Genomic DNA, 12,594 nt, shown 5'->3' with positions numbered 1-12,594 from the left:
CGGAGGCGTCAGGGATTGACGCCCGAAGGGGCGAGACGCCGTAGGCGGCTCGATGCGCAGCACGAAAGCCCGGCCCCGTAGGGGAGACGCCCAGGGGTTAATACGGCGGGTCGTCATCCAAGCTGTCATCCACAGCCGGAAACGGATCAATTCGATAGCCCAAGTCTTCGATGGAACGGGCGTTGTCGGGCAGCTTCTCACGCATCCAAACCGGGATGCGACCCTGCGCGAACAAATTGCACTCGGTCGGTTCTCGATCAGCGTCCAGCCACTCAACACGGAACGCCTGCCCACCGAAACCGATTCCCTGGCCAAGCGCATCCCAAGTGTAATGAACGCCCTGGCAGATAACGCGCTGAATATCGGTGGCTTCGGCCAGCTCGGCCCAATAGGACTCCAGTTGCGAGACGGCATCCGATTTCGCCCGCTCGATCCGTGCCAAGGTGTCGGCGTCAGGGGTCGGACTGGACGAAAAGGCGAGGACTTGACGCCAGCCAGCGGCCGCATCCTGGTGCGTGAAACCGGCGTGGATTCGCAACGGCTGCTCGGTAAAGCAATGCCGGGTTTCGCGCGTGTCATTGTTGATGTGGATTTCCACGGACTGCCGCTTCGCCCGCAACCAAGCCGTGCGCGCGGCTTGCTCCAAGCGGTCAGCCTCGGCCTTCGCGGCCCGGCCCTCCGTATCGAGGCGGGATTGTTCGGCGCTGCCATCTTCGGCATCCACGCAGCGCAGAAAAACGGCGCGGTGATGCGCTTTCGCAGCCTCCCAAGCCTGGAATTCCTGGGGGACGGTGTGCGGGGCATCAATGAGGAAAAAATCGACGGTCATGGTGTTCTCCGAGTTCCTGTTAATACCGGGCACGGAAAGGCTCGGATTGCCGCCAGTTGCGATCAAAGTGGGCCAGATATGCCTTGGCCAGCGCCGAATTATTCCAGTTCACCAGGACGTTCTCCGAATTCACGCGCGCGGCTGCGTCGGAGTAGTTGAAGCTCCCCAGCTCGACGGTCTGGCGATCCACGATGAGCACCTTGTCGTGGTGGATCGGGTAAGCGGAAATCACGCGGACATCGCAACCGGCCTCGGCCAGCGCGGAAAGGGCCGCCCGGCCCTTTCCGCTGCGGTCGTCGGTGATGTTGTTCTTGTAGTCGGCCACCAGGGAGACAGCCACGCCGCGCTTGGCCGCGCGCAGCAGCGCGGCCACCACGCGCGGACTGGTGAAGCTGTAGGACAGCGCCTTGATGTCGGTCTTCGCGGAGTCGATCACGCGAAGAACCAGCGCCTCGGCCCCGCCCTTGGGCGAAAAGCCCACCTCGATGGAGCCGGCCGCAGGCACGGCAACAGGCGCGGCCGTTTCAATGGCATCGGCCAGCTCGCGCAGCGCGCTAGGCTTGAAGGCGAAAGCGGAGCCGGCCCAGCTCAAGGCGAGGCCGGCGAGGATCACAGGAAGGAAGCGAGAAGGTTTCATAGGGCAGCTCCAGGAAAACGATCAAGCCGCAAGGCGCAGCTCGTTGAGGAAGTCGGCGGCCACCACGGGGCAGACGGCATTACCCAGCAGGTGCATGGCATCGCGGTGGACGTTGGGGAGGACGTAGGACGGCGGAAAGCTCATTGCATCCCGTGCCTCGGGCACGGCAAGCATCCGCATCTTGTCGCCCTCGATCACGGCCCAGCGGTCGCGGGTAGTGATGGTGCCGACAGGCCGGTGGATGCTGCGGCCGGTGAGGCCGCTGCCGCTGGAGTAGTACGGGATCAGGAAGCGGTCGCCGTGCGCAGCACGGCCCGCCGCGATCTGACGCAGCGTCTTGTCGCTGCGCCTGGGCGTGACGATCGGACTCCACGGGTGTGCATCCCACTGGATCACATCGGCAATAGGTCGGTGCTCGCGGCGCGGCAGGCTCAAGCGCAGCGGCCGCCGAGAGCGCGTGCAGACCAGGAACAGGCGTTGTCGGTTCTGCGGCACGCCATGATCCGCCGCATCAACCAGATGCGGCGATACGGCGTAGCCCAGCCGGCGCAGCGCATCGCGCCAAGCCGGGTAAAGCACCCACTTCTCGAAGTCGGGGACGTTCTCGACTAGGATCACCGGGCTGCGGTGGTATTCCGCGCAAGCCACCACGGCCCAAGCCGTGCTGCGCAGCGCGTCATGATGCGGCCGCTCGCGGCCTCTTGCCCTCGAATGCCCTTGGCAGGCTGGCGAAGCCAGCACGACATCATGCGCGGGCACCGCGCGCCAGTCGGCTTGCTGGAGGTCTTGGCACTCGTGCCAAGTGTCAGGGTGGTTGGTCTGGTGGTACTGAACAGCCAGCGGCCAATGGTTTGCGGCCCACACCACGCGCGCGCCAGCCAGGCGCGCGCCTTCGGTGAAGCCACCGGCCCCTGCAAAGAGGTCGATACAGCGCATGGGTCAGAATTCCGTGGTCAGGGTGCCATCGGGAAGGCGCTTCATCAGGTCGAAGCCGTTATCCGTGCCGCCGCAGCTCTCCAGCTCCTTCAGCGCCGCCTTGAAAGTGTGGTGGTCACTCCACACGTCTTCGGCATCGGTGCCGGCGTTCTCAACGATCACCCATTGCGGGTAATCCGTGGCTTGGGCGGTGGTGTTGGCCAGGGCGGTTTGCATGGTCGTTTTCCTTATGCGGAAGGGTTGAAGATGGTCTAAGCGGCTGGGGTCTGGTCTGCTCACCGTCACCCCTACCGAGGCATTGCCTCATCACTGAAGCAATGCCTATATTCTACCCATTAAACTATTGACCGTCAATAGTTATGCGCAAAAAGTTGCTTTCATTATGAAAGCACAACATCAGCCGGCGCAGGCTTTCGCGCGCGAAAGTCACCGCAGGGCGAAGCCCAAACGGTTGTAGAGGTAGAGGCCGGCGAGCGTCAGCGCCCCGGCCACGGCTGCGCCGGCCAAGGCGTGCCGCCAATCGCGGCCGCTCGGCCACGTCGCCAGCAGGCATTGCACGGCCAGGAGCTTCAGGCCAAGGCTGGGCCATGCGAGAGCAAGCCAGCCAGCGGAATGCCACAGCAGGCCGGCGCTCAACGGAATGAGAAGGAAGGGCGCGAGGGCCACGGGAACCGCATTCCACCAGCGCAGGCGCATGAACAGCACGCGCCCCAGCAGCAGCTCCCCGTCAGGCATCCGGCGCGGCAGGATCGACAGGGAAACCGGGCGCGCACCAAACAGCCAGCCGGCCAGCCAGTGCATAGCCTCATGGGCCAGCGTGCCGGGCAGCACGGACAGGGCGTACAGCCACGTCCAGCGCCGGACGGCGCGGATCGCCACCAGCATGACCGCGAAGCTGGCCAGATGCAGCCACGCGGAGCCGATCACGTCTTGTCAGCCTTTTTTGCGGTGAAACCCCGGATGGTCGCCTCTTGACTGGCCACTTGACTGCGCAGCGCGTCGAGTTCCCCTGTCACCCGGCCAAGTTGGGCGGCCGCATCGCGGGCCTCTTTGCGCGCCTCGTCCAGCTCGGCCTCCATGCGCTGCTTGGAAGCCTCCAGCTTGCCGATGACCTCCACGCTGCGCTGCTTCTGGTCGTGCAATGCCTGCTGGTGAGCATCTTTCAGTCGCCCCACCTCGGCATCATGCTGGGCACGTTGAGCAGCCACCCCTTCGGCGTGCTCTTTCCGCGCCGCCGCCAGCTCGGCCGCTCCTTGCTCCTGCACTCGCGCAAGTTCACCGCGAACTTGGGCCAGCTCGCGCTCCAAGTCTGCCGCTTGCTGGGAGAGTCGGGCCACGTCGGCGCGCTGGGTGGAAAGCTCGGCTTCCACCGTCCGGCGTGCGGCCTCCGCTTCATCGCGTCGCGCCCGTTCAGCCTTCAGGTCGTCATGCACCTCGTTGGCCCGCTTCTCCAGCTCGGCCGCCCGCGCCTCCCCCGCCACCGCCCGCTCGGTTTGTGCAGCCACGTCGGCCTGAAGGCTGGCCAGTTGATCGGTCAGTTCGGCAGCTTGCCGGCGCGCCTCATCGCGTTCGTCCTCGCGTTTCTCGGCCAGGGCCAGCGCCTCCGCAGTCTCGGCTTCGAGTTCCTGACGCACCCGCTCCAGGGATTCACGCTCGGAGGCCAAGCGGCCGTTGGCAAGCTCCAGGGCCACGCCCCACATGTCTGAAGCCCAGCCCTGCACCTTGTCGAGCACCACCTGGGGCGCGGCTTCGCGCACCGGCTCGGCCGACTCGGCAGCCTTGCGGCGTGCCTTCCAGGCTCGCAGCACCGGGCCGATGGTGGCGTAGCTGCCGCCCTTCGTGCTCGTCCACTTCGCCAGCAGTTCGCGCACCGTCTCGTTCGTCGGGCGCATCCCCTCGGCCGCCAGTTGTTCGGCGGCTTTACAGATCAATTCTTCCGTGATGATCGCTTCGCTTGCCATGTCAGACTCCTTCCGGTTGGTTGTGTTGTTTGTTGTTGTATGTTGTATTTTACAGTAAACAACAACAAACGCAACAGGCGAAGCGCCGGCCGGATGTCGGCGGCGGCCGCGCCTGTCTTCGGCGTGCCGGCGTCGAGCTGGTGGTGGAAGCGGGTCAGTGGCCACCTCGGCGGCCGTCCCTCTGGAAAAGCCCCCGATAGACGAATCGGGCGCGTCGGCCCGAGCCTCGAATGGCTCCAGGCCGGGAAAAATGGGCAAGTTGGCCAGGATCAGGTCGATTTCATGCGTGCTGGCACTCGAATTCGGCCGCCAAGCCCCGGAAACAGAGCCTTCGCGGGCAGTGATTCGTCTATCGTGTTCACTTTCGCTGGCAGGCATCCGGCACGCATCGAGGCGGCCGCCGTGGGGCAGCGGCTGGCCAGCGGTTCGTATGAGCTGTTCAGCCAAAAAATCGACCGCACAGAACGCGCTACAAGCGATTTTTCCGGGTGTCCGAGGGGTCAGGGCTGGCCAAGGGTCAGAAAACGCCGTGGCGGGCCTCCTGCGCGGCCATTTCAGCCCTTCTAAGCCTTCATGCCCATCGCGGAAGGCTTCGCCCCTCCCTTTTGAAGACTTTTTGACGGTTGTGCAGCAGGAACGGTGTTCCACGGCGCGCTGCGCGCCCGGTTGAGCGGTCGGCGCGGCCGTAGGACGCGGCGAGCGTGATTTATCCGGTGTCTTAGCGCCCGCAGGGTGCCCCGCTTGCGGGGCAGGTCGGGACGGCCGCTTGCGGACGGCCTGAGCCGCTTAGACCGTGGTTGCAGGGCGGTGGAGCACCCCGCCCGGCGCAGCCGGGCTTTCGTAAGCACTCGCGCCGCAGGCGCGCACGATTCGGGGTGAGGCCGAAGGCCGAGGGGCATAGCCCCTGGGGGGATGGGAGGACGGCGAAGCCGGCCGGGTGGGTTCGAGAAGGGGGGGCACCCCCCTTCGGCGGCGTTAAAACGTTAAATAAGAAGGCGTTAAAACGCGCGCGCGTGTTACGCTGTGGATAACAGGTCGTAAGTCCTTGTCGCGCAAGGATTTTTCCAAGTGGCATGTACGCCGATAGACGAGAAAGCTGTACGCCGATAGACGAGAAAAGCGTACCGCGATAGACGAGTGTTTGTACGTCGATAGACGAAACGGCCGCGTTTTCTGTGGATAAGTGGCCAAATGTACGCCGATAGACGAGTGTTTTTGGCAATGTCGGATGCTTTCAGCGTGGCAGCAAAAAAGGCGTTTTCGGATGTTGCCGGGCTAAAAGTCCAATGCTGATGCGGGTTTTTCGGTGGTTTTGTCGCGCAAGGATGTGCGGCGATAGACGAGTAAACCGTACCGCGATAGACGAATTCGCGCGGTTTGGCAAGAAGGCGAAATGTACGCCGATAGACGAGTCCGTCCCGGCGCTGGCCAGTGTGCCACGATGGGCGGTTGAGGCTCTGCCGGTGGTCAAGCTGGGGCAGTGCGGCGAGCCTCTGCATGGGGGGTCAGGCCAGTTTTTTTTGCAAGAAGTAGGACACCCAGGACAGCTTGCCGGCCTTGTTGGCCTCGCATACCAGTTTGGCGTTGTCGCGGGTCATGATGACCAGCTTGTTGGGCTTCACGGACTCGTCCAGGAACATCCGGTAGTCGGGCAATGGGTCGCGCTCCACGATCTCCTTGATCTCTTGCTTGAAGCGGCGCAAGGTCTGCGAGCTGCCCGTTTTCTCCAGCAGCAACGGCAAGCTGATTTCCCACCATGCCTTATCGCCGCAGTGCTTGCGCGCCAGCTCGTACAACCGGCGTTCCAGGGCTTGGCCAAGGCTGAAGTAGTCGGGGTGTAGAGTGAGGATGTCGAAGTCCATTGCGGCCCGGTAGAGCCATTCAGAAATTGTCAGCTCCAACTCCAGCGCGCCTTTGCCGTTCTTCGTCCAAGTCGTCACGCGGTAGTCCTCGATCAAGCCGAAGCCTTCGAGCTGTTCCTTCTCGTTCGTCTTGACGTTCGTTTCAATGGTGGTGCCCTTCAGGCGTCGGCACATGTCCACCACGCGCTCGTAGGCCGCGCCTCCGGTGCTGCGGCGCGTTCCCAGCAGAAACGGGTACACGTCCACGCGGACACGGCGCGAAACCTTGATGCCAGCATCGTGCCCTCGCACGATCTGGCTGATGCAGTAGATCAGGATGTCTTTGTCGAAGACTGTAGCCGCGCCCACAGCGGACGGGATGATGCGAATGCTTCGGCCGGCACGCGAATAGACGCGGATGCGCGTGTCGCGGTTCTTCGAGAGGGAGAAAATGGGGTACTCCATCGAGGACACATCATCTTTGACAGGCCAATCATGGATCGCCTCAAGCACCACAAACAGATCAGGCTGCACGGCGCTGGCCAGGATGTTCCCACCTGCCGGCTCATCGCCTCGCCCAAGTGGAAAAAGTGTTGCGCTTTCGCTGTCTGTGTTATGATGGGACATTCATTGCTCCTTATGTGTCTCTTGCTGCCAAGCGGGTTGATCCGTTAGGGGTTGATGATGGTCTTTGAAGTGCCCGGCCTGCTCGCCGGGCATTTTCTTTTGTGCTTTCTGATTCATGCCGTGGCATGGTGCTGGCCAACTGGCTGCACCGCCAAGCGAAGGCCCAGCGCCTTGAGCACGGCCGACAGACTGCGCAGCTCCGGGTTTCCCTGGGGCGACAGCGTGCGGTAGAGCTGGTTGGCATTCAGCTCGGTTTCCTTGGCGATAGCGCGCACGCCACCGCGCGCTTGCGCCATCTGGCGCAGCGCCACCAATAGATCGGCCGGTTCTCCATCCTGGAGAAGCTGGTTCAGGTACTCGGCCGCAAAAGCCGGGTCTTCCTTGAACAGCTCGGCCATCGCTTCGTCGTGGCTTCGATCCTTCATGCTGACCTCCGTTGCCAGTCTTTCCAATACCCAATGGCGCGCTCGATGTCCGCGTCCTGGGTGCCTTTGTCACCGCCGCACAACAGCAGAACCACTACCGCGCCCGTCATCGCGTAATAGACGCGGTAGCCGGGGCCTTGGTCGATTCGTAACTCCCACACGCCTTCACGGCAGGGCTTGTGATCGCCAAAGTTGCCCGCCTCGATGCGGCCCACGCGCTTGACCACCTGGCCCTTAGCAATCGGGTCGCGCAGCTTCTTCAGCCACTCTTGAAACGGGTCGTGCTCGTCCTCGGTGATGTAGTGCCGAACGGTGAACATGTCCATATTATCGTTTATAAACGACAAAGGCGCAAGGGAGCACCCTGCGCCTCGTCTTGGTTGATCGCGTAGGTCATGGCGCGGCTACCAAGAGCTTGGCGGCCTTGCGCACGGCGTTCGTGGCCTTATCCAGCACCTCGGCACATCTGGCCGCGTCGTCGCACCCTTTCATTGCCTCGGCCAAGGCGGCCAGCTCCAGGGCCAAGGTTTCAGGAAGATCTAGCTCCACGCGAATGGAACTCACGCCCGGCGTCGTGGTTTTCTTGTATGCCCGCTCGATAGTGGCCACGGCGCCACTGACACGTTGCTTGCTCATACCGTACTCGGTGGCCACGTCCACCTGGGCGCGTCCATCCACCAGCACGGCGCGCGCCATTTCACGGGCTTGGTCGCCCATGCGGGTGTCGGCGGCAGCGCGGTCAAAGGCTTGCGGGGTAAGGCGTTTCAGTCTCATTGGGGCCGTCCGGTGCATCAGCGCGGTTTCGCGCGCGAAAGTTGAAAGAGAGGCGGCCAGCGGCCGCCTTCATGGGGAGGTCAGAAACGCCAGCCTTCCGGCATGTCGGGAGAGGCATTCCGGCCAGCGCCCTCGATGTCGGGATGCAGTTCTTCCCACAACTGCGCCGGCGTCTTGTCCTTCAGCTCGCCCTGGAGCTTCTTCAGATACATGACAGCCCGCTCCGGGCCGATGCCTTCCAGCATCGGCAAGGTCATGGACAGGAATCCTTGCCACAGCACCCACTCGGTTTCGTGCATGTTGTGGCCCAGCGTGGTCATGTGGGTTTTCATGCTGAAGAACTGCGCCTGATTGGCTTCGCCCCACTCGAAGATTTCTTCCCGCAGCGACAGCAGCTTTTCGTTGGCCCGCTCCTTTTCGGCAGCGGCCTTCTGCTCCGGGGTCAGCTCCATCGTCGGGAGGGCTTGCTGGCCGCGTCCCGAGGCGGCGGACGGGGCCGGCGCGGGGCCTTGGCCGCCATCCTCGTCCTGGTCGCCGGCATCAGCTCCAGCAGCCGCACGCTCGGCATCCCGCTTGCGCTGTTCTTCCAGCCATGCGGGGGTCTTCTCCGGGGCCTTGTCGCCGGCCTTCTTGGCGTTGTCCAGCTCGATGCGGCGCTGGGCCAGATCGTCTTGCTGTTGCTTCCATGCCTTCATTCTGGCCAGCGTGTTACGGGCTTCGTCGCGCGACAAGGGCAAGCCCTCGTTCATACGGTGAGAGAGGCGCGAAAACTCGGTGTGCGTGTCCTCGATGTCGTAAATCTGGTTGAGGCAGTGCAGCACCTCAAAGTCGCCGCACAGATCGTTCTCCAGCAGCTCGCGCACCGGGTCAGCATAGCGGCGCACAGCCATGCGCTTGCTAACCCATGCCTCGCCACGGTTCCAGATCGTCATCGCTTCCTTGGTGCCGTACAGCTCCACGTCCTCGATCACGCCCATTGCTTCCTCGTAGGCGGTCAGGTCGTCGCGGTCGTTGTTCTCCGTCACTTGCAAGCGGCGGATTTGCAGCTCGGTCAGCCCCTTCTTGATGATGACGGGCACCTTGACCAGCCCAGCCAGCGGCGCGGCGCGGTAGCGGCGCTCCCCGACGATGATCCGGTAGCGGCCGTCAGCTTCTTCATGCACCACCAGCGGCTCAATGATGCCGTTCAGCTTGAAGCTCTCGGCCAGTTCCTCCAGGTTGCGGAACGTCTTGCGAACCTGCTTGACGCTGTAGATGCGCGCCAGTTCGATTTCGGCGTCGGCCGGCTGCGCCGGCTTGACGGCGATCTGAGCCACGGCGGACAGCTTGCCCAGGTTCAGGCCGGGCTTTTTGTTGGTTGCGGTTGCGGTCATGTCCTTGTCCTTTTAGATCGCGGCTTTGTCGAAAATCTGGTTGCACACCGCTTTCATTTCGCGGGCGGCCAGGATTTGGCTTTCGCCGCTTTGCACGCGCCACACCGGCCGATCCTTGGCGTACTGCGTGGCTGCGCGGTCGTAAAGCACCCCTTCCATCACCACCTCGCCCAGCTCGTCGCGCAGTTGCTCCAGGGCGTTGCGGTCGAAGGCGCGGCGGGTATTGACGCGGTTGGCCAGCAGGCCCAGCGTCACAAGGTCGGCGTTCCATTCCAGTTGCTGCACGCGCGCAATGTCTTCAAACAGGTCGCCCAGGCCGTCGATGGCGTCTTGATCCATCGTGCAAGGGCATACCACGAAGTCAGCGGCGATCAGCGCGGCATACAGCGGATTGCCCAGCGTCGGGGCCGTGTCGATGATGCACACGTCGAAGTCTTTGGCCAGCTTGGCCAGCGCAGCGCGCGGGGCGTGCAGGTCTTCCAGCGGGCGGCTGGCCACGTCCACCAGCTCGCGGTCAGCAGCCACCAGCGCAGCGGACTCGCCGCACGGAAGCGGTTGCAGTTCGATGGCCTCTCCGTCGAACAAGGCGCTGCCCGTCAGCGATTGCAGCTCGTCGCCCTGGTCGCCCACGGTACGCTCGCGCAGCGCCCGGAGGGTCTTGCTGAAGTTCTTTTGCGGATCGAGGTCAACGCACAGGACGCGCAAGCCGCGCTCGATGGCGAAGAAAGCCAGGTTGCGGGCAACAGTGGTCTTGCCGACTCCGCCCTTCTGGTTGGCGATAGCGATGGTTTTCATGATCGTTCGTCCTTTCCCTAGTTGTCGATCAGGCCGCCACCGACACGTCGGCAGGCTGGAAGCACAGCTCAAAATTCACCATGACTTGCAGCCAGTTCATAGCGAACATGTTGATCTGGGCGCGGCGCGGGTTCACCGCACTGCCGCCCGTGTAGATCACCTGATAACCGAAGGTGTCTTCCATCTCCAGCACCTCGGCCAGCTTGTTGACCATATCCACACGCAGCTTGAGCCAAGGCGCAGGCATTACCGTGCCCTTCTTCTGGTTGTCGTCGGCCAGCTCGATCAGGCGCATGTCACCCTCGACGGCCGCGATGTGGCAATACACAGCCATGTCGTCAGGGATACGCGGAGGGGCGCAGAAAACCGCACCAGCGCGGGCGGATTGCAGGCTGGGGATCAGGTCGGCCAGTCGGTCAAAGAGGCGGGCATAAACGGTAGTACGCATGGTCAAAGCTCCTAAGTCATGTTGATGATGGTCTTTGGTGGATCGTCCCTTTCGCGTGCGAAAGATCGGTTCAGCGCCCCACTGTCTGCTCACAGTTGTTTCCGGGGTTCATCGGCCGTCCATCCGCTGCCGATGAGTTGAATTCTACCATAAAACTATTGACCGTCAATAGTTGCAAGCATGTTTTTTTCCAGTCCGCATAAGTCGATCAGCTCGCCCACGGAAAACTTGGACGGCCCAGCAATGGCGGTCAGAATCCGGCGCAGCATTGCCGGTGCATTGATCTGCTGGAGACGCGGCGCAGCCGTGGCCACCAGCCGCGCCCGGCCCTCGGCGTACTCCAACTGGCAACCCTGCATCGCGCTGGCCAGGAAGAAGCCTTCGAGGCTCGAAGCCTCCAAGGCCAAGTCGTTGAAGGCGTCCCCACCCTTGGCGCGCACGTAGCTGTCCGGGTCGTGGTCGCGCGGAAGGAAAAGGAAACTCACGTCGGCCGCGTCGGTAACATGAGGCAGGCACACGTCCAGGGCGCGCGCAGCCGCCCGCCTGCCGGCGTCGTCTCCGTCGAAGCAGAAGATCACGCGCTTGGCCAAGCCCAGCAGCCGCTCCACATGCTGGCCTGTTGTAGCCGTGCCCAACGTTGCCACGGCGTTCTGCACACCATGTTGGGCCAGACTGACGACATCCAGGTATCCCTCCACCACATAGGCCGTGCCGGTCGCGGCAATGGCCTCGGCCGCCTGGGTCAGACCGAACAGCACGCGCCCCTTTTGGAAGACTTCGGTTTCCGGTGAGTTGAGATACTTCGGCCCGTCGCCTTCGAGTACGCGGCCGCCGAAGCCGATCACGCTGCCGGCGTCATCGAGGATGGGGAACATGATTCGGTCGCGGAAGCGGTCATAACGCCGGCCGCCGTCGTTGACCGCCACCAGCCCAGCCTTTTCCAAGGCACGGTCGTTGTAGTTCGGGAATGCCTCGCGCAGCGCCTGGAAGCCGGCCGGGGCATAGCCCAAGCCATAGCGCGCCGCGATGTCACCGCGCAGCCCGCGCGATTTCAGGTAAGCCACCGCGCGCGTAGAGGCACGGAGCTGGCCACGGTAAAACGATGCGGCTTGTGTGAGGTGGTCGATCAGGATGTGGGACATGGTTCAAGCCTTCGGGATGTTGAGAGAGAGGCGGCCGGTGTCGTACATGTGCAGCATGGAGAGGAAGTAGCTCGGATCGGCAGGCCACTTGCAGCCCTGCCAGTACGCCAGCAAGGCCCCGCGCACCGGCTCCTGGTAGCCGTTGAGACGCCGCCGCGCCTCGCGCCACTTGTCGGCCCGGCGTTTGCGGTCAGTGGCTTGCTGACGCTCCCATTGCAGCCGGCGAGTCGTCATTTCCTCGTCCACGTCGATCTGTTCGGCCGCCACTTGGTCAGCGAACAGAGGAAGGGCCTCGCGCTCGGCCTTCTGCTTGCGTGCGAAAGCGGCACGCTTGCGCTCGGTGTCGCGGAATTCGTACTTGCCGAAACGATGGAAGCGCATGACAGGCCCTCAATGATTCCAGTGCTTCCGGCCGTACTTGCGCCCGGCGATGGTGATGCGGTCTTCGGCGTCGATGGGCACACACTCGCGGCCGCCATCGGCACGCAACACTGTGCATTGGCCAGCCTCGCCGGTCACGGTGGAGTCGAAGCCGCACACATAGAACACCCAAGGGCTGCGCTCGTCTTCGCGGAACTGAGCGAACCCGTGGAAGTCCCGCTTCAAAGCCACGCCGCTCCGGGGAACATCCGGGCCAAAGTCGAAAGTGCCTTGATCTGCCATGTTGAAACTCCTACTCAACCAATGCCTATATTCTACCCGTCAAACTATTGACCGTCAATAGTTTGTGAGAGAAAAAAGCCTGATTTTTCGCGGGTTCCGGGCTTGTGTTTCTTCGGGGTTCAGGCAAGCTACCTTGGAGCCTC

General features: G+C 63.1%; 16 protein-coding genes. All 16 read right to left on the bottom strand.

The window, feature by feature from the left end:
* Positions 1 to 97: 97 nt before the first annotated feature.
* Positions 98 to 829: a hypothetical protein gene (locus JAO85_RS25095; RefSeq protein WP_105779263.1), complete on the bottom strand. Its 732-nt coding sequence runs from the start codon at positions 827 to 829 to the stop codon at positions 98 to 100.
* Between the two features lie 19 nt (positions 830 to 848).
* Positions 849 to 1,466, bottom strand: coding sequence for a phospholipase D family protein (locus JAO85_RS25090; protein WP_017510840.1), 618 nt, complete (start codon positions 1,464 to 1,466; stop codon positions 849 to 851).
* Positions 1,467 to 1,487: 21 nt separating this feature from the next.
* Positions 1,488 to 2,402 carry a DNA cytosine methyltransferase gene (locus JAO85_RS25085; protein ID WP_011798656.1) on the bottom strand — a complete coding sequence of 305 codons (915 nt, stop codon included), beginning with the start codon at positions 2,400 to 2,402 and terminating at the stop codon, positions 1,488 to 1,490.
* Positions 2,403 to 2,405: 3 nt separating this feature from the next.
* Positions 2,406 to 2,618: a hypothetical protein gene (locus JAO85_RS25080; RefSeq protein ID WP_017510841.1), complete on the bottom strand. Its 213-nt coding sequence runs from the start codon at positions 2,616 to 2,618 to the stop codon at positions 2,406 to 2,408.
* A gap of 210 nt (positions 2,619 to 2,828) precedes the next feature.
* Positions 2,829 to 3,329 carry a hypothetical protein gene (locus JAO85_RS25075; protein ID WP_105779265.1) on the bottom strand — a complete coding sequence of 167 codons (501 nt, stop codon included), beginning with the start codon at positions 3,327 to 3,329 and terminating at the stop codon, positions 2,829 to 2,831.
* Positions 3,326 to 4,363: a DNA-binding protein gene (locus tag JAO85_RS25070; protein WP_202789278.1), complete on the bottom strand. Its 1,038-nt coding sequence runs from the start codon at positions 4,361 to 4,363 to the stop codon at positions 3,326 to 3,328. Before JAO85_RS25070 ends, JAO85_RS25075 begins: the two co-directional genes overlap by 4 nt.
* Positions 4,364 to 5,868: 1,505 nt before the next feature.
* Positions 5,869 to 6,831 (bottom strand): replication initiator protein A, encoded by a 963-nt coding sequence (locus JAO85_RS25065; RefSeq protein ID WP_017510844.1) that lies wholly within the window; start codon positions 6,829 to 6,831, stop codon positions 5,869 to 5,871.
* Positions 6,832 to 6,944: 113 nt separating this feature from the next.
* Positions 6,945 to 7,256 (bottom strand): addiction module antidote protein, encoded by a 312-nt coding sequence (locus JAO85_RS25060; RefSeq protein WP_011811068.1) that lies wholly within the window; start codon positions 7,254 to 7,256, stop codon positions 6,945 to 6,947.
* Complete coding sequence (locus tag JAO85_RS25055; protein ID WP_202789279.1) at positions 7,253 to 7,576, bottom strand: type II toxin-antitoxin system RelE/ParE family toxin; 324 nt, start codon at positions 7,574 to 7,576, stop codon at positions 7,253 to 7,255. Before JAO85_RS25055 ends, JAO85_RS25060 begins: the two co-directional genes overlap by 4 nt.
* Positions 7,577 to 7,649: 73 nt before the next feature.
* The gene (locus JAO85_RS25050; protein ID WP_027477978.1) at positions 7,650 to 8,030 is read right to left on the bottom strand and encodes a TrfB-related DNA-binding protein; all 381 of its coding nucleotides are present in this window, start codon (positions 8,028 to 8,030) and stop codon (positions 7,650 to 7,652) included.
* Positions 8,031 to 8,110: 80 nt separating this feature from the next.
* Complete coding sequence (locus JAO85_RS25045; RefSeq protein WP_202789277.1) at positions 8,111 to 9,403, bottom strand: ParB/RepB/Spo0J family partition protein; 1,293 nt, start codon at positions 9,401 to 9,403, stop codon at positions 8,111 to 8,113.
* Positions 9,404 to 9,415: 12 nt separating this feature from the next.
* Positions 9,416 to 10,198: a ParA family protein gene (locus JAO85_RS25040; protein ID WP_009242144.1), complete on the bottom strand. Its 783-nt coding sequence runs from the start codon at positions 10,196 to 10,198 to the stop codon at positions 9,416 to 9,418.
* 28 nt (positions 10,199 to 10,226) lie between these two features.
* Complete coding sequence (locus JAO85_RS25035; protein WP_017510848.1) at positions 10,227 to 10,646, bottom strand: hypothetical protein; 420 nt, start codon at positions 10,644 to 10,646, stop codon at positions 10,227 to 10,229.
* Between the two features lie 155 nt (positions 10,647 to 10,801).
* On the bottom strand, positions 10,802 to 11,788 hold the full coding sequence (locus tag JAO85_RS25030) for a DNA primase (protein WP_017510849.1): 987 nt from the start codon (positions 11,786 to 11,788) through the stop codon (positions 10,802 to 10,804).
* 3 nt (positions 11,789 to 11,791) lie between these two features.
* Positions 11,792 to 12,169, bottom strand: a complete 378-nt coding sequence (locus JAO85_RS25025; protein ID WP_017510850.1) for a hypothetical protein — start codon at positions 12,167 to 12,169, stop codon at positions 11,792 to 11,794.
* 9 nt (positions 12,170 to 12,178) lie between these two features.
* Entirely contained in the window at positions 12,179 to 12,451 is a 273-nt protein-coding gene (locus JAO85_RS25020) for a hypothetical protein (protein WP_017510851.1), read from the bottom strand.
* Positions 12,452 to 12,594: the final 143 nt, after the last annotated feature.

The organism is Comamonas sp. NyZ500, assembly GCF_016772095.1.
GTDB classification, from domain to species: domain Bacteria; phylum Pseudomonadota; class Gammaproteobacteria; order Burkholderiales; family Burkholderiaceae_C; genus Comamonas; species Comamonas thiooxydans.
The sequence above is the reverse complement of the archived record's forward strand: the minus strand, read 5'-3'. Positions and strand labels throughout refer to the sequence as shown.